Origin of the sequence: Luteimonas panaciterrae, from assembly GCF_020511115.1 — a bacterium.
Lineage (GTDB): Bacteria > Pseudomonadota > Gammaproteobacteria > Xanthomonadales > Xanthomonadaceae > Luteimonas > Luteimonas panaciterrae.
On record NZ_JAJAVH010000011.1, the window covers coordinates 109,308 to 129,945 of the forward strand.

At 64.7% G+C, this 20,638-nt stretch carries 19 protein-coding genes; 9 read left to right on the forward strand and 10 right to left on the reverse strand.

All coding sequences use genetic code 11. The features are described from left to right. Window positions 1-17 precede the first annotated feature (17 nt). Window positions 18-314, reverse strand: coding sequence for a hypothetical protein (locus LG367_RS13330; RefSeq protein WP_226469751.1), 297 nt, complete (start codon window positions 312-314; stop codon window positions 18-20). A 167-nt stretch (window positions 315-481) separates the two neighbouring features. Between LG367_RS13330 and LG367_RS13335 the strand changes: the two genes are divergently transcribed. Genes LG367_RS13335 through speG form a run of 3 tightly spaced genes read left to right on the forward strand, consistent with a single transcriptional unit; the run spans window position 482 to window position 4,471 of the window. After that, the gene (locus LG367_RS13335; protein ID WP_226469752.1) at window positions 482-2,905 is read left to right on the forward strand and encodes a TonB-dependent receptor plug domain-containing protein; all 2,424 of its coding nucleotides are present in this window, start codon (window positions 482-484) and stop codon (window positions 2,903-2,905) included. 43 nt (window positions 2,906-2,948) lie between these two features. After that, on the forward strand, window positions 2,949-3,839 hold the full coding sequence (locus LG367_RS13340; RefSeq protein ID WP_226469753.1) for a TolB family protein: 891 nt from the start codon (window positions 2,949-2,951) through the stop codon (window positions 3,837-3,839). A gap of 50 nt (window positions 3,840-3,889) precedes the next feature. Next, window positions 3,890-4,471 (forward strand): spermidine N1-acetyltransferase, encoded by a 582-nt coding sequence (gene speG / locus LG367_RS13345; protein WP_226469754.1) that lies wholly within the window; start codon window positions 3,890-3,892, stop codon window positions 4,469-4,471. Between the two features lie 15 nt (window positions 4,472-4,486). Here the strand turns inward: speG and LG367_RS13350 are convergent, their stop codons facing one another. Then, complete coding sequence (locus LG367_RS13350; RefSeq protein WP_425490971.1) at window positions 4,487-5,419, reverse strand: peptidylprolyl isomerase; 933 nt, start codon at window positions 5,417-5,419, stop codon at window positions 4,487-4,489. A gap of 217 nt (window positions 5,420-5,636) precedes the next feature. Here LG367_RS13350 and LG367_RS13355 point away from each other — a divergent pair, with 217 nt between their 5' ends. The 3 genes from LG367_RS13355 to LG367_RS13365 are packed head-to-tail and all read left to right on the forward strand — an operon-like array spanning window position 5,637 to window position 8,079. After that, window positions 5,637-6,002 (forward strand): PadR family transcriptional regulator, encoded by a 366-nt coding sequence (locus tag LG367_RS13355; protein WP_226469755.1) that lies wholly within the window; start codon window positions 5,637-5,639, stop codon window positions 6,000-6,002. Beyond that, a complete protein-coding gene (locus LG367_RS13360; protein ID WP_226469756.1) occupies window positions 5,999-6,943 on the forward strand; it encodes a sensor domain-containing protein in 945 nt (314 codons plus the stop codon). Before LG367_RS13355 ends, LG367_RS13360 begins: the two co-directional genes overlap by 4 nt. Window positions 6,944-6,966: 23 nt before the next feature. Next, on the forward strand, window positions 6,967-8,079 hold the full coding sequence (locus LG367_RS13365; RefSeq protein WP_226469757.1) for an alpha/beta fold hydrolase: 1,113 nt from the start codon (window positions 6,967-6,969) through the stop codon (window positions 8,077-8,079). Window positions 8,080-8,249: 170 nt separating this feature from the next. Here the strand turns inward: LG367_RS13365 and LG367_RS13370 are convergent, their stop codons facing one another. The 3 genes from LG367_RS13370 to LG367_RS13380 form a co-directional block, all read right to left on the reverse strand. Further along, window positions 8,250-9,563 carry a polyhydroxyalkanoate depolymerase gene (locus LG367_RS13370; RefSeq protein ID WP_226469758.1) on the reverse strand — a complete coding sequence of 438 codons (1,314 nt, stop codon included), beginning with the start codon at window positions 9,561-9,563 and terminating at the stop codon, window positions 8,250-8,252. A 138-nt stretch (window positions 9,564-9,701) separates the two neighbouring features. Then, window positions 9,702-10,295 carry a class I SAM-dependent DNA methyltransferase gene (locus LG367_RS13375; RefSeq protein WP_226469759.1) on the reverse strand — a complete coding sequence of 198 codons (594 nt, stop codon included), beginning with the start codon at window positions 10,293-10,295 and terminating at the stop codon, window positions 9,702-9,704. A gap of 46 nt (window positions 10,296-10,341) precedes the next feature. Beyond that, window positions 10,342-11,598 (reverse strand): MFS transporter, encoded by a 1,257-nt coding sequence (locus tag LG367_RS13380; protein ID WP_226469760.1) that lies wholly within the window; start codon window positions 11,596-11,598, stop codon window positions 10,342-10,344. Window positions 11,599-11,826: 228 nt separating this feature from the next. Here LG367_RS13380 and LG367_RS13385 point away from each other — a divergent pair, with 228 nt between their 5' ends. Continuing rightward, complete coding sequence (locus LG367_RS13385) at window positions 11,827-12,252, forward strand: CopD family protein (RefSeq protein ID WP_226469761.1); 426 nt, start codon at window positions 11,827-11,829, stop codon at window positions 12,250-12,252. Window positions 12,253-12,317: 65 nt separating this feature from the next. Here the strand turns inward: LG367_RS13385 and LG367_RS13390 are convergent, their stop codons facing one another. The 4 genes from LG367_RS13390 to LG367_RS13405 all read right to left on the reverse strand — a co-directional run bounded on the left by LG367_RS13390 (window position 12,318) and on the right by LG367_RS13405 (window position 17,694). Further along, window positions 12,318-13,436, reverse strand: a complete 1,119-nt coding sequence (locus LG367_RS13390) for a DUF1990 domain-containing protein (protein WP_226469762.1) — start codon at window positions 13,434-13,436, stop codon at window positions 12,318-12,320. A 111-nt stretch (window positions 13,437-13,547) separates the two neighbouring features. Further along, window positions 13,548-14,795 carry a patatin-like phospholipase family protein gene (locus LG367_RS13395; protein WP_226469763.1) on the reverse strand — a complete coding sequence of 416 codons (1,248 nt, stop codon included), beginning with the start codon at window positions 14,793-14,795 and terminating at the stop codon, window positions 13,548-13,550. A gap of 183 nt (window positions 14,796-14,978) precedes the next feature. Continuing rightward, window positions 14,979-15,779 (reverse strand): 3-hydroxybutyrate dehydrogenase, encoded by an 801-nt coding sequence (locus LG367_RS13400; protein WP_226469764.1) that lies wholly within the window; start codon window positions 15,777-15,779, stop codon window positions 14,979-14,981. A 214-nt stretch (window positions 15,780-15,993) separates the two neighbouring features. Then, window positions 15,994-17,694 (reverse strand): alkaline phosphatase family protein, encoded by a 1,701-nt coding sequence (locus LG367_RS13405; protein ID WP_226469765.1) that lies wholly within the window; start codon window positions 17,692-17,694, stop codon window positions 15,994-15,996. 151 nt (window positions 17,695-17,845) lie between these two features. Here LG367_RS13405 and LG367_RS13410 point away from each other — a divergent pair, with 151 nt between their 5' ends. Then, window positions 17,846-19,189 (forward strand): dicarboxylate/amino acid:cation symporter, encoded by a 1,344-nt coding sequence (locus LG367_RS13410; protein WP_226469918.1) that lies wholly within the window; start codon window positions 17,846-17,848, stop codon window positions 19,187-19,189. Next, window positions 19,186-19,638 (forward strand): GNAT family N-acetyltransferase, encoded by a 453-nt coding sequence (locus LG367_RS13415; RefSeq protein ID WP_425490972.1) that lies wholly within the window; start codon window positions 19,186-19,188, stop codon window positions 19,636-19,638. Before LG367_RS13410 ends, LG367_RS13415 begins: the two co-directional genes overlap by 4 nt. A gap of 158 nt (window positions 19,639-19,796) precedes the next feature. On the opposite strand, the gene LG367_RS13420 is transcribed toward LG367_RS13415, so the two are convergent. Beyond that, window positions 19,797-20,606 (reverse strand): putative quinol monooxygenase, encoded by an 810-nt coding sequence (locus tag LG367_RS13420; RefSeq protein ID WP_226469766.1) that lies wholly within the window; start codon window positions 20,604-20,606, stop codon window positions 19,797-19,799. Window positions 20,607-20,638: the final 32 nt, after the last annotated feature.

Genomic DNA, 20,638 nt, shown 5'->3' on the forward strand with positions numbered 1-20,638 from the left:
GCCGATCCGCTCCGGACTCACTCGTCCTCGTCGTTCTCGAATTCGACCAGCGCATCGAGATCGAACGCCAGCACTTCTATCGCGTCGCGGACCTTGCGCTCGGTGGAAGGATTGGGCACGTCGATTTCGATCTCATGGACCTGCGGCCCTTCGACGTCGCTGAGTCCGGCGGAGCTGGAATCGGCATCGTCCATGTGCGGCATCAGATCGTCGATCTCCTCCACGTGCTCGATGCCGTCCAGGCTTTGCAGCAGGTTCATCACCGCGCGCACGGTATCGTCGCTGCCGGTGAGTCGAATGCGGAGCAGGGACATGTCCTGACCTCGTCCATCGTGGGGTGGTCGCAGGCTAGGCACGGTAGGGCTAAGCCGGTGTGATGGCTGGTGTTGGCAGGCCGTACGGGCGGTCGCGCCGGGACAATCTGCAAAAACTTCGTTAGGCTGCATCCCCGGGGGGATTTTTTTCCATCGGGGAGAGTGGCATGAGGTCGATTCGCAAGGCGGGCCGTGGGGCGGGAACGTTGACCCTCGGATTGATCGCCGCCGCCATGGCGGCACCGGCAGCAGCGCAGGAAGCCGCAGCCGCGGCATCGCAGGGAGAGGAGACGCAGGCGAAAACGCTCGGCACCGTCAGCGTGCTGGGTTCGCGTCGTGTGCAGCGTTCTTCGGACACGGAAACACCGGTGCCGGTGGACGTGATCCCGATGGAGAAGGCGGCCGAGCAGGGCGCGCAGTTCGATCTGGCGCAGACGTTGCAATACACCACCCCTTCCTTCACTTCCACCCGCCAGACCGGCGCGGATGGTGCCGACCTGATCGATGGCGCCGCGTTGCGTGGCCTCGGCTCCGACCAGACGCTGGTGCTGGTCAACGGCAAGCGCCATCACACCGTCTCGCTGGTCAACATCTACGGCGCGCGCAATCGCGGCAATACCGGCACCGATCTCAATGCGATTCCGCTGCTGGCGATCGATCGCGTCGAGATCCTGCGCGATGGCGCCGCGGCGCAGTACGGTTCCGACGCCATCGCCGGTGTGATGAACATCGCGCTCAAGCGCCGGCCCGGATGCGAGACGATCGTCGGCTGGGGCCAGTATTCGCGCGGCGACGGTGACAACTGGCTGGCGTCTGCGTATTGCGGCCTGGAATTCTCGATGGGCGGCGGCCTGTCGGTGACCGGTGAATGGCAGGATCGCGGCCGCTCCAACCGCTCGACCGACGTCAATCCGCTGCGCATCATCGGCGACAGCAAGGTCAAGAACAAAACCGTCTACCTCAACGGCGACATGCCGCTCGGTGAATCCAGCGAGGCCTATCTCACCGCCGGCATCCAGAGCCGCGCCGCGTCCTCGGCGGCGTTCGCGCGTGGCGGTATCGGTTCCGACGACATTCCTTCGCGCAACTCGGCGGCGATGTATCCTGATGGCTTCGTGCCCTTCATCGACGGTGACCTGGAGGACCGCTACGCCATCCTCGGCGCGCGCGGTGACGCCGGTGCCTGGCATTGGGATCTGTCGCATACCTACGGCTACAACGAGCTGCGCTACACCATCAACCACACGATCAACGCTTCCATCGCCAATCTCGATCTGCAGAACGGCGGTCGCGGCGTCAGCCCCGACAGTTTCGACGCGGGCGGGTTTTCGTTCGAGCAGAACACCACCAACTTCGATGTCTCGCGCTATTTCGATGGCGTGATGAAAGGATTGAACGTGGCCTTCGGCGTCGAGCGTCGCGAGGAGAATTACCGCATTCGCGCCGGCGTTCCGGGTTCCTATGCCGATTACGACGGTGCCGGCGGTGGCAATCCGGGAAGCCAGGGATTTCCTGGGTTCCAGCCGGGCGACGTCACGGACAAGAGCCGCGACAGCTGGGCGGGATATGTCGACGTCGAACTCGACGCCACCGAACGTTTGCTGATCGCCGCCGCGGTGCGCTACGAGGACTACAGCGACTTCGGCTCCACGGTCAACGGCAAGCTGGCGCTGGCGTTTCGTGCCACCGACAATTTGTTGCTACGCGGCTCGGTGAGCACCGGTTTCCGCGCGCCGTCGCTGCAGCAGAAGTATTTCTCCTCGACGATCACCGAGTTCGCCAGCGGCACGCCTGAGGACATCGTGATCGCGGCCAATGACAGCGAACTGGTGCGGTTGGCCGGCCTTCCGCAGCTCAAGGAGGAAACCTCCGAGAGCGCCACGCTCGGCTTCACCTGGACGCCGAACGACAACCTGTCGCTGACACTGGACGCCTATCGCATCGACATCGACGATCGCGTGGTGCTGGGTGGCGATTTCAGGGCGGATGACCCGGACAATCCGATTGCGCCGATCCTGCAGGAATTGCAGGTCGGCTCGGCGCGCTTCTTCGCCAATGCCGTGGACACCAAGACGCAAGGCGTGGACCTGACGCTGACGCACGATGCCGAGCTGTGGGGCGGCAAACTCAATAGCTACCTTGGCGCCAGCTACAACAAGACCGAGGTGACCAAGGTGAACCTGCCGGCGGCACTGGCTGGACGCGAGGACACCTTCCTGCCGGAGCGCGATCGTCTCTTCATCGAGAACGGTGCGCCGCGCACGAAGGCCGTGATCGGATTCGACTACACCTACGGTGCGTGGAATCCGAACCTGAAGGTGATCTATTTCGGATCGCAGACGCTGGGCACGTTCTCGGGCACGGCGGGTGGTGTGCCGAACCAGCACTACAAGGCCAAGACCTCGGCCGATCTCAGCCTCACCTATGCCTTCAACGAGCGGGCCAAGCTGACGGTGGGTGCGACCAACATCTTCGACGTGTTCCCGACCAAGCAGGATCCGAACGAGACCGACAACGGGCATGTCTACGAGAGCGTGCAATTCGGTCTCAATGGCCGGGCTTACTTCGCGCGCTTCTGGTACAAGTTCTGACGGTCTTGGCAAGACGTTTCATCGGGAGACTCGGGTGAAGCGGATGAAACTTCTCGTGGTGGCGATGCTTTCGTGCATCGCCACCACGGGATCGCTGCATGCGGAGAAGAAAACGTCCGCCGCCGCGCAACGGTGGACGCCGCCGGCGATTTCGACATCGGACTACGAATCCTCGCCGACGTTCACGCCGGATGGGCGCGAGATGTATTTCTTTCGAGCGGATCGCAATTTCGGCAATTACCATCTGTTGTGGTCGCGCTGTGTCGACGGTGCCTGGTCGACGCCAGTGGCACCGCCTTTCGCCGCGAAACCGCCGATCCTCGAATCCGATCCGTTCGTGACCGCGGACGGTAAGCGGCTCTACTACGTCTCGTCGCGACACAATCATGCGGCGAGCGGCGGCGAGGATCTGGATATCTGGTATGTCGAGCGCGAACGCAATGGCGCCTGGGGCGAGCCGCGGCGTCTGCCGGAGCCGGTGAACTCGCCGGGTTCCGAACTGTTGCCACGCGCGCTCGCAGATGGCCGTCTGGTGTTTGGTTCCAATCGTGCGGGCGGGTTGGGGCAGGGCGACATCTACTTCGCCATACCGAAGTCCGACGGAACATGGATGGTGGCCAACGCAGGCGCGCCGGTCAGCACATCCGCCTATGAATACGAAGCCGAAATCTCGCGTGACGGACGCGCAATGGTGGTCGTGGCCGATCGTGGCGATCGTTCGCACCTGTATCGCTTCGCGTTGCGCAAGGGCAAGTGGGTGGAACAGGGGCGCGTGCCCGCGCGAGGCGATGTTTTCCAGGTCGGGCCGCTGTTGTCGCCGAAAGGCGACCGGCTTCTGTTCGCGCAGGCTGACGGGGAGCGGTCAGGCGAGTTCTTCCTCGTCGATCTCGTACCGAACCCGCGAAAGGACTGGCCTCCGAACTGCCGCCGCTGAACGGCACGGCATTCTCCAAGCCGTCACAGCATTGCGCTAGAGTAGCGGACATGAGCAAGACCACTGCTCCGAAGATTTCACTGCGGCCGCTGGAACGCGGCGATCTGCACTTCGTGCACGAGCTCAACAACAATCGCAGCGCGATGGGCTACTGGTTCGAGGAACCGTACGAATCCTTCGTCGAGCTGGAACAGCTCTATAGCAAGCACATCCACGATCAGAGCGAACGCCGCTTCATCGTCGAGCTCGAGCCGCGCAGTCAGCGCGGCGAGGGCATGGGCGGCGAGGGCGAGCGTGCCGGCATGGTCGAGCTGGTGGAGATCGATCATCTGCATCGGCGTGCCGAATTCCTGGTGATGATCGCGCCCGAGCGTCAAGGCCGCGGCTACGGCAGTGTGGCGACACGGCTGGCGATCAACTATGCGTTCCGTGTGCTCAATCTCTACAAGTTGTATCTGCTCGTCGACATCGACAACGTCGCCGCGATCCGCATCTATGAGAAATGCGGTTTCCAGCGGGAAGGCGTGCTGATCGACGAATTCTTCAGCGACGGCCGCTACCACAGCGTGATCCGCATGTGCCTGTTCCAGCACCAGGTGCTCAACGGAACAGGCGACAAGCGCGGCGCCTGAGGCGCCGACGATTCCTCACGCGGGCGGCTTGCGTACCGGGGCACGCACGGGAATGGGCACGTTGCACAGGTCGATATGGCCGGCCGGGCGCTTGTACCAGTCGTCGCGGCGGTTGCGGCGGGATTCGACCACGCTGTCGAAGAAAGGCGTGTCGGTGCGCAGCACTTCGAGGGCGGTGCGCTCGGATTCCGGCACTTCGGAGGCCAGTTTGACCGCCTTGATCGGCGCGCGCTGCTCGGCCTTCTCGTAGAAGCCCAGCGGGCCGGTGCCGCGCGGCATCACGCTGAGCAGTTCCATGCCCTGCACGACGCGGCCGACGAGGGTGATGTTGCGATCGAGCGCGCGTGGTGATTGCCCCGTCACCACATAAAGTTCCGCGCCGGTGCTCGAATCGGCGGCGACGTCGCGGCCGGCGCCGACCGCGCCGTAGCAGTGAGCCAGCCAGATCTTCTTTTCCTTCGGATCGCGTGCCGCGGGGAAGCCTTCGGAGAATCCGACCTGGGCCGCCCATCCGTCCTTGTCTGGCAACGCGTGGAAGGCGATGCCGTCGCTGGCGCGTTCAAACTCGGCCGGCAGATGCGATTTGGCGCCACCAAGCGGTTTGTGCGGCTGTCCTTCCTCGGCGGGATCGCCCCATTGCACGACGTAGTTGTCCTGCGAGCGCAGGATGCTCAGGCCGTCCCAGTAGTGTTCCTTCGCCAGTGTGCGGATGTTGGCGACGTGTTCCGGCGCGAAATCGGATGCCAGCTCGATGATCACGCGGCCGCTGTCGAGTTCCAGGTACAGCGTGCGCGCCGGGTCGAGCGTGCGCCAGTCGCCGGGCTTCGAGGCTTCGAGCAGTTCCTGCATTGTCTTTGGCTTGGGCGGCGTTTCCTCCCGGGAAAGCGCGAGCACCGAGGTGGTGGTCAGCAGGGAAGCGATCAGCAAAGCGAGCGGGGCGAAACGCATCGACGGCACCTCGGACTGCGGGTGGTGAGAACTGGCGAGTGTAAACGCCGCGCCAGCGCCCGGTGAAACGCATCGCCCCGGCTTGTCGGGGCCGAATTGGGGCTTGAGGCCCGGAATCGACGGCTAAGTCGCTGATATGACTACCGGCACATTCGCTATACCGAAGTTAGCAATAGCATCCTCCCCAAGCCTGACAGGGGCAGGCTGGGTGAGGGACATGGGCGAAGCCGACGGCCAGTTGAAGAAGTTCCAGAAGGAGTTGAGCGCCGGCACCGTGTCGTTGGCCTTGCTCGCGGTACTGGGCACGGCGCGCGAGCCGATGTACGGCTACCAGATCGCCAAGCGGCTGGAACGTTTCGGTGATGGGGTGCTGAGCGGCAAGCAGAGCGCGTTGTATCCGGTGTTGCGCAATCTGGGCGCGGCCGGTCTGCTGGACAGCTTCGTCGAACCGTCCTTGTCCGGCCCGCCGCGCCGCTATTACCGCATCACCGACGCAGGACGCAGCACCTTGCATGATTGGGCCGAAGCCTGGCGCGCGACCCGTGATTCCGTCGATTCCATTCTTGGGGAACTGATTCCATGAACACCGCCAACTCAACACCTTCCGGCGAATCACTGCCGAGGAGCATCCCCGAATATCTCGAACAGCTGCGCCATGCACTGACGGGGGCCGATCCGGCACTGCTGCAGGACGCGCTGTACGACGCGGAGGAATATCTGCGCTCGGAACTGGCCGAGAACCCGGGCAAGTCGGAAGCCGAAGTGATCGCGGCGGTGGCCTCGAGCTATGGCGCGCCGGAGGAAGTGGCCGACATCTATCGCGACACCGAGGTGAAGGTGCAGGCGGCGCTGCGTCCGCCGCGGCCGCCGAAACAGCGTTCGCTGCTCGGGCGCTTCTTCGGCGTGGTGGCCGATCCGCGCGCCTATGCCGCGTTGTTCTACATGCTGTTGTCGCTGGTGACCGGCATTTTCTACTTCACCTGGGTGACGACGGGCGCCGCGCTGTCCCTGGGATTGGCGATCCTGATTATCGGCATTCCGTTCGTGATCCTGTTCTTCGCCTCGGTGCGGGTGCTGTCGCTGGTGGAAGGACGCATCGTCGAGGTGATGCTGGGCGAACGCATGCCGAGGCGCCCAGTCTACGTGGATCGCGAGAAGTCCTTATTAAGCCGCATCGGCGAGATGTTCACCGACCCGCGCACCTGGACGACGATGCTGTATTTCCTGTTGATGCAGCCGCTGGGCACGTTCTATTTCAGCGTCGCGATCATCCTGATCGCCCTGTCGCTGGCCTGCGTCGCGGTGCCGGTGCTGGTCTGGATCGGTTTCGGCTCCATTGATACCAGCGGCGGCTGGCCGCTGGCGCTCTTCTCGGGCGACGGTGTGACCACGACCTTGGCGGCCTGGATGCTGCCGCTGTGCCTGATCGTGGGCGTGTTGTTGTTCTTCCTCACGCTGCATCTGTCGCGCGGCATCGGCAAGGTGCATGGCTTGATCGCCAAGCATTTGCTGGTGCGCGCGTGAGCGAGCGGTTTCGGGTGCGCGGCATGAAGTTTGTTCTCATGTCGCTGCTGATCTCGTGCGCGATGGCGGCTGGTGCCAAAGAGCCGGCCGACGCGTCCCTCGCGCGAAAAAGTTTCGCCGAGACACGGCGCATCGTCACCGAGGATGGCCTCGACGAGCGGCGCATGGTGGAGATCGGCGGCATCCCGCAGGCGATCACGGTGCGTGGGCGCCATCGCGACGCCCCGATCCTGTTGTTCCTGCACGGCGGTCCGGGCTTCGTGATGTCACCGGTCGCCTACCGCTACACGGACACGTGGGAGGAGTTTTTCACCGTCGTGCATTGGGACCAGCGCGGCGCCGGTCGCACCTACGCGGCCAACGACGCCGCGGCGGTGACGCCGACGTTGACCATGCCGCGCATGATCACCGACGCAGAGGAAGTGGTGACGTACCTGCGACGCACCTATCATCGCGACCGCATCGTGCTACTGGGGCATTCCTGGGGCAGTGTGCTGGGTGCGGAACTCGCGCTGCGGCATCCGGAGTGGTTCAGCGTTTACGTCGGCATGGGGCAGGTGGTGGATATGCAGGCCAGCGAATCGCTGGGCTATCGCCAGCTGCTGGACATGGCGCGGCAGCGCAAGAATGCCGATGCCGTGCGCGAGCTGGAAGCGCTCGCGCCGTATCCCGGCGATGATCCGAAGCACGCACTGGAGAAACTGCGGTTGCAGCGCAAGCATCTGGAGAGCTGGGCGAACGGATTCTTTTGGCGCGGCCGCAGCAACGACTACATGGACACGGTCGCGCTCAGTCCCGATTACACGCTGGCGGAAGTGAAGGCGCTCGATGCCGGTCTCGAATCCAGCCTGGCGGCGCTATGGCCGCAACTGATGCAGTACTCGCTTCGCGACAAGACGACGCTGAAGGTGCCGCTGGTGCTTTTCGAAGGGCGGCACGACATGAGCGTATCGTCGGAGCTGGCCGCCGAATGGTTCAAGACGGTGCGCGCGCCGTTCAAGAAGCTGGTCTGGTTCGAGGATTCGGCGCATATGCCGCTGATGGAGGAGCCCGGGCGGGTGCTCATGCATCTGGTGCAGGATGTGTTGCCGCTGTCGCGTGACGATACGAAGCCGGTGGAGACGGTGAAGCCCTGAGGATTCCGGCTTGGCGGTAGTCTCGACCGTTCCAGAATCCGTCGTCCCAGCGAAAGCTGGGATCCATGTTGTTTTTCCTGCACCCAACATCCTCCAGGGGCATGAAGAAGCAACAGCAACGGCAAAATGGGTCCCAGCTTTCGCTGGGATGACGGGGGAAGGGACCCGGCTCAGCCCGTAGACTTGCGCTTGATCGGCGTCACCTTGCCATCGTCACTCGCGGCCTGCCGCTTGGCGGGCTGCGAAGAATGCGCGGCGATGAATTCCCGCACCTGCGGATAGACCTGCTCGCGCCAGCGGCGGCCGCTGAAGATGCCGTAATGTCCGGCGCCCTTCGCGGTGAGATGCAGGCGATCGCTTTCGGCGATGCCGGTGCAGAGCTTGTGCGCGGCGCGCGTCTGGCCCTGGCCGGAGATGTCGTCGAGTTCACCCTCGATGGTCATCAACGCGGTGCCGCGGATCGCCGACGGCTTCACGCGTTCGCCGTTCACGTCCCAGGCGCCGCGCGGCAGCTTGAATTCCTGGAACACGGTCTGGATGGTGTCGAGGTAATAGCGCGCCGGCATGTCGAGCACGGCGTTGTATTCGTCGTAGAAGCGGCGATGCGAAGCGGCGTCCTCGAGATCGCCCTTCACCAGATCCTGGTAGAAGTCCCAGTGCGACTGGAAGTGGCGTTCCGGGTTCATCGCCATGAAGCCGGCATGCTGCAGGAAGCCGGGATAGACGCGTCGTCCGCGGCCGGGATAGTTGGCCGGGACGGTGTGGATGACATTGGTCTCGAACCACCACAGCGGTTTCTCGGTGGCAAGGTTGTTCACCGCGGTCGGGTTCTCGCGCGGATCGATCGGGCCGCCCATCATCACCAGCGAATTCGGCGTCGGTTCGCCGCGCGCGGCCATCAGCGACACCGCGGCGAGCACCGGCACGGTCGGCTGGCACACGCTCATTACATGCAGGTCGTCGGTGCCGATGAAGCGGATGAATTCCTCGATGTAGGCGACGTAGTCGTCGAGCGAGAACGTGCCGTGTTCCTTCGGCACCATGCGCGCGTCGACCCAATCGGTGATGTAGACCTTGTGCTCCGGCAGCAGCGTGCGCACGGTGTCGCGCAGCAGGGTGGAGTGGTGGCCGGACAGCGGCGCGACCACCAGCACCGTGGGATCGTTCTTCATGTCCTTGATGTTGGACACATCGTCGGTGTAGCGCTTGAAGCGCAGCAGACGGCAGAACGGTTTCTCCAGCGCCACCTTTTCCATCACCGGCACGTCGAACTCGTCGACCTTGACGGCGTGGATGCCGAACTCCGGCTTCTCGTAATCCTTGCCCAGCCGGTACAGCAGCTCGTTGCCGGCGGCGATGCGCGAGGCGCCGGGCAGGGCCGAGAGCCAGCTGTCGGGTGCCGAGAACACGCGTGCGTTGGCTTCGGCCCAGTAGGTAAGCGGGGCCATCCAGGCGCGGTTGAGTTCATGCAGCTGATAGAGCATGGGCAACTCTTTGGTGGATGCTGCATCGCAGCATAACGGATCGGGTCCGGGATGTCGCGGATACGAGGAGGCGTATTCAGGTTGGTGGGACGCCGACAGGATCGCACTATTCATGCTTTCAAGAACCTGTCAGGACTTTCAGCCCGGCACTTCCAGCGCCGTGGCGCCCTCCGCCAGGGTCGGGGAGAGCCAGCAATGGGAGCCGAGCGGCTTGAACCCGAGCGCGGCGAAATGCCTCCGATAGAAAGAAGCCGGGCGCGGCTGGTAGTCGTGGTTGTCGCCCTCGGTCTCGTCCTCGCGCGCGAAGATTTCGAGGAAGGCGACGCCGCCGCACAGCTCGGCCAGGCCGGGCAGGCCGCGGGCCAGTTCGCGCGTGTCGAGGTAATGCATGACGTCGCTGCAGATCAGCAGGTCGACCGGCGCGCACGGACGCAGTTGCGCGAAGTCGCCGAACTGCGCGAAGCGCAGGTTGCGGCGGCGCCCGTAGCGCGTGATCGCGTATTCGCTGCTGTCGAAGCCGAGGTAGCTCGCCTTCGGCCGCAGCTTGAGCAGCGGCGCGCGCCAGGCGCCTTCGCCGCAACCGATGTCGAGCACGGTGCGCAGCGGCCGTTCGAGATGGTATTCGGCGGTGGCGACGGCCACGGCCACCTTGCGCGCGAGGCGTTGTTTTCCGCCGATGCCGCCGCGGCGGTACCAGCGATCGAAGTAGTTGCGGTCGTAGCGTTTGGTCATCGCGACAAGATACCTTGTCGCGCGGGTTCGTTATCGCGCGACCTGATTATCGCGAGCCTTGCGTGCCCGTGAACGAGCGCCGCAATCCGAAGGCGGCCGCCACCCCGACCACCGCCGCCGCGACGACGGGAATCGATGCCGCCGGCCAGCCCGTGCTCTGCACGATGCTGCCGAACAGCGCGGGGCCACTGACCTGGCCGAGATAGTTGCCTTGCAATGCCAGCCCCGTGGCGACCGCGACCATAGCCGGGCTCGGCATCAACTGCGCCACGCCGCCCATCACATTGGACGGCAGCATTCCGCCGACCGCCATGAACAGCACGGCCAGTGCGAACAGGGTGATTGGTGGCAGGCCGGAGGCAAAGACGCCGATCGCGCACACAGCCATCGTCGCGCTCGCGATGGCCATCAGCGACCAGCGCGGCACGCCGCGACGCAGCAGCAATCCGCTGGCGAGATTGCCGATCACGTTGGAGCCGACGGCGATCGCGCTCAGCAGTCCCGCCGTGAACGTCGAGGCCTGCATGCGCTCCATCAGCAGCGTCGGCAGGAAGCTCAGCATCGCGTAGAACTGCAGCGCGTACATCGCGAACGCCAGCGCCAGCAGCAGCGGGCCACGCGCGGTGGCGACGGTGAGGGTGTCGCGCGCGATCGCACGCCACCGTGGCGGCTTGATCGTAGCCTGTTGCGCGCGCACACCGAAGGCGAGCAGCACGGCGGCGGCGGCGCACAGCGCCGCGTTGATGATCCAGAAACCGCGCCAGCCGTCGAGCAGGGCGCCGGTGGCGAGCGCGATCGCCATGCCGGCCGGCATGTAGCAACTCCAGATCGAGAACACGAGGTTGCGATCCTCCGGTCGCGACAGCCGTTGCAGCACGCTGGCGCCGGCCACCGCGAACAGCAGGAAGCCCGCGCCTTCGAGCACTCGCGAGGCGAGCAGCATCGGCAACGTGTGCGCGAAACTGCCGAGCAGGCTGCCGAAGGCCATCGCCAACAGGCCGACGACCTGCAGCGTCTTGTCGCCCAGGCGCGCCGCCAGCGAGCCCGCAGGCACGCTGGCGACGAGGCCGAGCACGCCGAACACCGCCATCACCCAGCCGCCGGCGCGCAGATCCAGGCCGAGATCGGCACTGAGCGCGGGCAATGCGATCGCGGTCTTGCCGACCTGCAGCGCGGCGACGAGGCCGGCGGTGAACACCGTGGCGACAGCCGTCCAGTCGGTGCGCGCGACGATCACAGACGCGGGCCCGGCAGCACGTGCTGTGGGGGCGGCGGGGATTGGGGCGTTGTTGCGCAAATTCATGGCGATGGGATTCATGGCGAAAGACGCGGCGTCGTAACGATGCGCGGCATTCTGCGACCTCAAGTGCGCTTGAGGTAAAGGACGATCCCTGGAACGATCCGATCCGCAGGCCTCCCGATTTCAGAGCGGCTGCAGTACGGCCGCAATGCGGCGCGATGCGGATGGCGTGCACGACCGCATCGATCGGCTCATGTCATGCTAATGCATGCACTATTGTGGAAAACCGCCATGCAACACGCCTATTTCCTCGTCAAGACCTTCCACATGCTGTTCGTGATCGCCTGGATGTCGGCGGTGTTCTATCTGCCGCGCATCCTGGTCAATCTGGCCGAGGTCGGCGATTCGGCCGCGGTGCGCGAACGTCTGCTGCTGATGGGGCAGCGGTTGTACCGCTTCGGCCACATGATGTTCGGCTTCGCCGTCGTGCTGGGGCTGGTGTTGTGGCTGTATTTCCACATCACCGGCGGATGGCTGCATGCCAAGCTCGCGGTGGTGGTGTTGCTGCTGGGGCATTACATTTTCGCCGGACGCTGGTTGAAAGGCGCGGCGGCGGGCAAGTCGCTGCCGTCGTCGAAGACGCTGCGGTGGTTCAACGAGCTGCCGGTGGTGCTGGTGCTGGTCGTGATCTATCTGGTGCTCGCCAAACCGTTCTGAGCACTATTACGGCAGGCAAAAAGAAACCCGCGCCGAAATGACGGCGCGGGCCCGGAAAGAAAGCATCAATCGAACGGATTGACGAAGTCGATGACGGCTTCGGCACCATCCCCGATCTTGTCGGCGATATTGCTGATCAGGTCGCCAGCGGAATCGAAGGCGTCCTGGATCGTGTCGCCGCCGGGAATGTTGAGATAGTCGAACGCGGTATCGATGCCGCTGCCGAGACCGTCGACGCCGAAGTTGGCCAGCTCGCCGACCACATCGACGCCGACATCCGCGGCATTGCCCGGGTCCTTGATCACGTTGCCCAGGGCCTGGCCCCAGGATTCGAGCAGGTTGCCCGGCGAGAAATCGGTGCCGATGCCCTTGAAGTCGGGATCGCCGTTGAACTGTCCGTAGATTTCCTGATGCGCGTTCTGCCAGGCGATGTGCTGGCCGGTGGCGATGGGCGTGATCTGCTGCAGTTCCTCCGGCAGGCGCGAACTGGCCTGGAAGCGGGCGTCCTGCGTCAGCACCGCGCCGCCGTTGCCGTCATCGGTGAAGGTGAAGGTCTGTTCGCCGCGCAGCACGTGGCCGTCGAGCGTCTGGATGCTGATCGCGTTGCTGGCCGGATCGAGATTGATCTGCACCGGCAGCCACGTCGGCACCGGCGTGCCGATCTCCAGCATGTAGCGTCCGCCATCCTCGAGGCGATCGGTCGGCGGACGGATTTCCATGCCGCCGGCATTGAAGACTTCGTTGGGATTGTTGACGAAGTGGTCGTAGCCTTCCGCGGCGGTCGCGTTCGGAATCTGGCTCTGATAGACCGCATGGGTGACTTCCTCGCCATCGGTGCCGATCGGCGGGTTCGGATTGAGTCCGTTGAGGATGTCCTCGACCTGCCCATCGTTGGGCACGCGCGGCGTGGCGGGTGTGTGGCCGGTGGTGTAGCTGCCTAGCGCCAGCGTCGCCAGCGCCAGCAGTTTGTCGCGCTGGCCTTCCTGCTGATCATGGCTGCCGCCGACGGCCAGATTCGGGTCCGGCCCTTCGATGCCGAGCTGGAACTGGTTGTCGCCGCGCTGCACGTCGTCGCTGGGGCTGAGCCCGGGCGCGTAGGGGCTGGTGGGCGGATCTTCGCGCGGGGGCGGCGGAGGTGGGGGCGGAGGTGGCTGCTGCGGGAAATAACTCGGAGGGACGGACATGGCGGGCACCCGGAGGCATTGGATGCCATGAACCTACCGCGATCCTTTACCCCACGTAATCTGGGGCCGACCCTAGTGAAATGACTGGAGAAACGGCTTGGCGGCGGCGCATCAGCCGCCGTCCGCAAAGGCCGATCCGTTCTGCTCCAGGCGGTCCATCACGCGATGGACGTCGTGCGTGGCGACGCCGCGCCTGCGATCGGGCAGGGCGAAGAACGCCGGATGCTCGAGCGTCCGCGTCATGTCCTGCAGGCCGCTGTCCCAGTGCTGGCGCATGGTGGTGGTCGCGAAGGCGTAGTCCTTGAACTGCTCCTCGAGCGGCTTGGCCTGATAGATCAGCTGGATGATGTTGTAGACGCGGTCGTCGAGATAGGGCGCGAGCGTGTTCTGCAGGTGTTCCGGCACCTTGCCGTCGGGCAGGGTCTGGATCAGTTCCGTCAACGCTGCGCGCAATTGCTGGATGCGTGCGACCAGATCGGTGCCGCGACGGGTGCGGCTGGAGTACTGGATGTCCTTCACGCGTTCCAGCACGTCCATGACGGTTTGCGGTCGTGAGCCGCGTGCGCTCCACAGATCGACCTGCAGCGCGAGCGTGTCCTGCCGCGGCCATTCGCCGAGGATGCGTTCCAGCGGCGTGTTCGAGACCAGGCCGCCGTCCCAGTAGCGCTTGCCGTCGATCTCGATGGCGGCGAAGGCGGGCGGCAACGCGCCGGACGCCATGATGTGTTCGGGCCGGATACGCGTGCGGGCGCTGTCGAAATATTCGAAATTGCCGGTGTCGGATTCGGTGGCGCCGACGGTCAGGCGCACGGACTTGTCGGCGTGGATGCGGTCGAAATCGACCAGGCGCTCGAGCGTTTCGCGCAACGGCGTGGTGTCGTAGAAACTCACCGCGGCATCGCTGCCATCCTGATAGAGGAAGGGCGATAGATGGCGCGCGACGAAGAATCCGCGCTGCCCTTGCAGCAGCGCCGCCATCGCGCTCATCCAGCCGACCCAGGCATCGCGCTGCGCATTGTTCGGCGACGTACTGTTTGGCAGCAGGCCCAGCGCGAGGCGAATGACATCGGCGGGCAGGCCGAGCGCGCCCGTGGGCCGGCAGATCAGTTCCCAGAATTCGCGCAGCCGGTCCAGACGATGCTCGGGCGCGTTGCCGGCGAGGATCGCCGCGTTGATCGCGCCGATAGAGATGCCGGCGAACCAGTTGGGACGGATGCCGGCGGTGTGCAGGCCTTCGTAGACGCCGCACTGATAGGCGCCGAGCGCGCCACCGCCCTGCAGGACGAGGGCGACGGAAGGATACTTCGCGACGGATGCACGGACCGCTGCGAGCGGATCGCGCGCGGAGGTGATATTCACCGTCGTGCGCCCCGCAACTTTGGCTTTCACTTTTTTGTTTTTCACTGCGTTCCGGAGAAAAGCCCCCTTTGGTAAAGGGGGCGCCGCGAAGCGGCGGGGATTCGGGGGTAAAGTGCCTGGGGCCCGAAGTTTGCGTAGCAAACTTTGGGGCTTTAGCTGGCGCAAGCGCCGGCTAAAGCAGTTTCATTGCATGTACCAGCCGTGGCTGACCACCAGGCTCTGCCCGGTCAATGCATTGGTCTCGAACGCGGCCAGGAACAGCGCGGTATTGGCGACGTCGTCGACGGTGGTGAATTCACCATCCACGGTGTCCTTGAGCATCACGTTCTTCACCACTTCCTGCTCGGTGATGCCGAACTCCTTGGCCTGTTCGGGAATCTGCTTCTCCACCAGCGGCGTACGCACGAAGCCGGGGCAGATGACATTGGCGCGAACACCATATTCGGCGGCTTCCTTGGCCACCACGCGGGCGAGGCCGAGCAGGCCGTGCTTCGCGGTGACGTAGGGCGCCTTCAGCTTGGAGGCTTCGTGCGAATGCACCGAACCCATGTAGATGATCGCGCCGCCCCCGCCGTTGCCTTGCGCGTGGCGCTTCTGCATGTCCTTCAGGCACTCGCGCGTGGTGAGAAAGGCGCCGTCGAGATGGATGGCGAGCATCTTCTTCCAGTCGGCGAGACTGAAGTCGGTGATGCGGTTGACGATCTGGATGCCGGCGTTGGACACCAGCACATCGACGCGGCCGTAGTGCGCGACCGCCTTGGCGACGCCGTCCACGACCTGCTGCTCGTCGGTGACGTCCATCGCCACCGCGAGCGCGTCGCCGCCGGCGTTGCGGATTTCGGTGGCCGTGGCTTCGGCGGCGTCGAGTTTGAGATCGGCGATCACCACCTTGCCGCCGTTGGCGGCGTACACCTCGGCGATGCGCTTGCCGATGCCGCTGGCGGCGCCGGTGACTAGGCAGACTTTGTTGTCGAGACGGGACATGGGGGTTCTCCGGGTAGTCCTGCGGTTGTTTTTGCTCGTCATTCCTGCGAAAGCAGGAATCCAGCGCCTCTTGCTCCACGATTGGCAGTTAACGATAAAGTCACTGGATTCCTGCTTTCGCAGGAATGACGAACCGAGAGTTCAAAGGCCGTAATGTAGGGGCATAGACGTTCAAGCACGGTCGCGGTTGCAAGCAAGGCCGCAACGATCCGTTTCACTTGCCCTCGCGCACGAAGCTGGAAGGGTCCGGCAATTCCACCGGCACGCCGTCGCCATTGCAGCCGCCGGCCGCGCACAGGCGCGCGCGCAGCGTCGGCATGGCCTGCACGATGAAGTGGTAGATCGTGTTCTGTTCCACCGAACCACGCACCGCGTCGCTGCCCGGGCCGCGCGCCCAGATGCCGACGTCGTCGCCGCCGTGCGATTCGGCCTTCGTCGGTACCAGCGCTTCCTGCAGGTAGTCGGGATCTTCAGTGTTGACGTTGGTGAGATCGGGGCGGCCTTGCACGGGTTCGAAGCTGCTGGCGACGTGATCGTAGCGCTTGGGCCCGGCCGGCTGCTGGTTGCTGGCGCCGGTGTTGCCGGGACCGTTGCTGTAGTTGAGCGTGGTGTAGGGCAAGCCGGTGGCATCGCGTGCGTAGTCGCCCGCGTTGTCGTCCTCTCCGCTGCTGCCGCGCACCTTGCCGAGGATGGGATTGCCGCGCACCGGATAGCCGACGAAGCTCAGCGTGTGCGAATGATCGGCGGTGACGATGATCAGCGTGTCGTCGTTCGAAGTCGCATCCACCGCTGCCTGCACCGCTTCGGACATCGCGATCGTGTCGGTGAGCGCGCGGTAGGCGTTGCCGTAGTGGTTGGCGTGGTCGATGCGGCCCCCTTCGACCATCAGCACGTAGCCGTTCGGATTGCGCGACAGGATGCGGATGGCATCGCGCGTCATCTCGGCGAGGCTGGGTTCGCCGCCCTTGTCCTGCGGACGATCGTATTCGAACTGCATGTGATCGTAGTTGAACAGGCCGAGCAGCGATGACGCGTTTTGCACGGCCTGCAACTGCTTCGCGTTCCAGACGTACTGGCCTTGCGGATGCGCGCGCTGCCATTCCTCGATCAGGTCACGACCGTCGAGGCGCTGACCGACCTTGTCGTCGTCTTCGGCATCCTGTCGCGTCGCGGGCGCGAATTCGCCGCGGCCGCCGCCCATGGCCACGGTCGGGCCTGAGCCGAAGCGCGGTGCCAGCAACTGCTGCGCGATGTCCTTGCAGCCTTGCTCGATGGCGGCCGCGGGCATCTCGGCGTCGTTCTCCCAGTTGCGCTCCGGTACGTGCGCATAGGTGGCAGCGGGCGTGGCGTGAGTAAGGCGCGCGGTGGTGACGACGCCGGTGCTGAGGCCGGCGCTGTCGGCCAGTTCCAGCCAGGTGAGCCTGGGATGCTGCAACGCCGTCGCGCAGTCGCCGCGCTTGCCGGTGCCGTCGACGCTGATCACGCCGGCGCGCGTTTTCACGCCTGTCATGATCGCGCTCATGGTGCCGGCCGAATCCGGCGTCTGCGCGTCGGTGTTGTAGGTGTGGCTAAATGCCGTCGCGGGGAAGCGCTCCCACGAGAGCTGGTTCTCCTCGCCCGACTGGCCCTTGCGCTGGCCGTCGAGGATGCGCGCGGCGGCGACCGTGGTGAGGCTCATGCCGTCGCCGAGGAACAGGATCACGTTCTTGGCGCGAGCGCGCATGGCGCCGTTGGCCGCCGCGCGCGCCGCGCCGTTGCGATACCACCAGGCCGGGGTTTCGCCTTGCGGGTGTTTCACGGCGGGGACTTCGATTGCCGCCACGTTGGCCGTGGCCGGCGTGGGGCCATTTTCGCGTACGTTGCCGCTGCAGGCGGCCAGCAGGGTGGTGAGACAGGCGATCGGCAGCGTGCGCATGCAAGGGTCCTGGATTGCGAGCACGCCATTATGCCGCCTGGAGATGACATTCCAGCCTTTTGGACGCTGTGTCGCGCCGGCAACGCTGCGCCGCGGCCGGGGCTGCGCTATCGTGCAGCGTCCCCGTCTGCGGCGTGCGGAAACAAGAATGATGAAGCTGGTCTCGGCCTGGTTGAGGATCCCGTTCTGGCAGCGCGTGGTCGGCGGTTTCGTGCTCGGTGCGCTGGCCGGGTGGCTGCTCGGGCCGGCGGCGAAGACCTGGCTGGAGCCGCTCGGCGATCTCTACGTCACGCTGATCAAGATGATCGCGATCCCGCTGGTGTTCTTCGCGGTGATCAATGCCGTGTCGTCGCTGCACGGGCAGAAGTCGGTGGCGGCGCTGGGCGGACGCACCTTCCTGTGGTTCGTCATCACCGCCGTCTTCGCCGTTGCCGTGGGATTGGCGATCGGCACACTGCTGCAGCCGGGCGTCGGTGTGATGAATCTGAGCGTCGACGCCAACTACACGCCGCGCGATGTTCCGAGCATCGCGAAGGTGTTGCTGGATGTGGTGCCCTCGAACCCGTTCTACGCCCTGGCCGGCATCGGCACCAAGACCAATGCCGCGGGCGAGACCGTGCTGGCGGCGGGCCGCGGTTCGATCCTGCCGGTGATCTTCTTCGCCGCACTGCTCGGTTTCGCCATGGTCAAGCTCGGCGATCGCGTGGCCGGCGCGCGCAAGCTCACCGCGGAGATGAGCGAGATCATGGTGCAGGTCACGCGCTTCGTGCTCGAAGTGACGCCGATCGGCACCTTCGGCCTGATCGCGGGGCTGGTGGGCGCCTACGGCTTCGGCAAGCTGCTGCCGCTCGGCAATTTCGTGTTCGCGCTGTATCTGGCCTGCGCGCTGCACATCATCGTGGTGTACAGCGGTTTGCTGCTCGCGCATGGATTGAATCCGCTGAAGTTCTTCCGTGGCGCGGCGCCGGCGATGCAGGTGGGTTTCGTCGCTTCGTCGAGTTTCGCGGCGATGCCGGCGGCGATCCGCTCGGTCACCCACAACCTCGGCGTCAACAAGGATTACGCGTCCTTCGCCGTGCCGCTCGGCGCCAGCATCAAGATGGATGGCTGCGGCGCGATCTATCCGGCGCTGTGCGCGGTCTTCATCTCGCAGTACACGGGCACGCCTCTGACCGCTGATCAATACCTGATCGTGCTGATTGCCTCGGTACTGGGCAGTTTCGGCACCGCCGGCGTTCCGGGCACGGCGGTGGTGATGGCGACCGTGGTGCTGAGCGCGGCTGGATTGCCGCTGGAAACGATCGGTTATCTGTACGCGATCGATCGTGTCCTCGACATGATGCGCACGATGACGAACGTGACAGGTCAGATGCTGGTACCGGTGCTGGTGGCGAAGGAGACCGGATTGCTCGACCGGCAGGTCTACGATGCGGCGTCGAGCAACATCGGTCTGGTCGAGGGCGACCAGGCCGATCCGGATAGGAAAACGTCGTGAGTCTGGAAGAGATCGTGCTGATCGAACAGTTTCCCGATGCGGAGACCTATTGCCGCATGCGCGTCGCGGCTGGACTGTCACCCAAAACCTTGGAAGCGGCGCGACGCGGGCTTCCCAACACGCTCTACGGCGTGAGCCTGTTGCGCGAGGACGAAGTGGTCGGCATGGGCCGGATCATCGGCGACAACGGCACCGTGTTCACGGTGGCGGATATCGCGGTGCAGCCCGCGTTGCAGGGCAAAGGGTTGGGGAAACGCATCCTCGCGGCGCTGGATGCGTGGTTGCGGGCCAACGTGCCCGAATCGGCATACGTGACCCTGGTCGCCGACGGCGATGCGAAACATCTCTACGCCAAGTTCGGCTTCGTCGAGTCCGCGCCGTATTCGGTGAACATGGAATACGTGATGGGTGCGGGCGGGAAGCGCCTCAGCGGCCCCGGGTATACCTGACGGGACAGCCGGCTTCTGTCAGAGGCGGGAATAGCGCCACGACACCATGCGCCTGTCGCGATACGGCATCGCGCGTGGAAGAAAGCAAAGCGAAACCCGGAGGGTAGCCGTCGGCGCAGCCCGATCTGCGTTTGACCTCTCGAATTGCAGACGCTTGCCTACTGACCGGCACCGTGGGAAGTCGTTGGCTCGTCGTACATCGTTTCGCCGATGGCCTTGAGCAGGAACCAGTCGTAGTCCGTCTTCGCCAGCGTCTCGTGGAGTTGCGCGGTGAACGTGGCGATATGGGGTTCCTTCACATGCTGGTCGAACGCCGCTTGATCGACAAAGCCCTGGAAAATGACGAATTGCAAGGGATTGTCCGCCGAGCGATAGATGTTGTAGCCAAGATTGCCGGGCTCGCCGCGCGTGCCTTTGCGGATGGCGCGCAGCTGGTCCAGCAGGGCCTCGGCTTTGCCTTCTTTGGCGAGCAGAATGGCTTGGGCATAGACGCGTTTGGCCCTGTCGGCGGCATTGGTTTTGCCTGTTGGCCGGAGGGTATCGAAGACGAGATCGTCGATCGGTTGCAGCACGATGGCGTCGAAGCGGCCACCCTGTAACGTCTCGTGCGACTCGCGACCGACGAAGTCGGTGATCAGCGGAGTCCTGATATGCCGCTGCAGCGCTCCCGCATCGCGCCAGGCTTCGATGACGATGAAGGTGTCCGGAGTTTTGACCGCGCGGAAGATGTCGTAGGCAAGATTTCCTTCCTCGGCACGAGTGGCGTGTTGAATGGATTGCAGTCGCGCCGAGAGTTGCTCGGCCTTGCCCGATTGCGCGCGCAGGAGGGGCGTGGCGAATACGGTGGCGCTGTCAGTTCTTTTCGTTTGATGCATCGAGGTGTTCTCCGCTCGCGCTGTCGTATGGGCCGCTGCCGTACACAGGGAGAGCACGATGGCTGCTGTGGCAAGACAAGTCAGGTTCCGCATGTCGGAGGGCTCCTATCGCGTCCTGGGAGGCG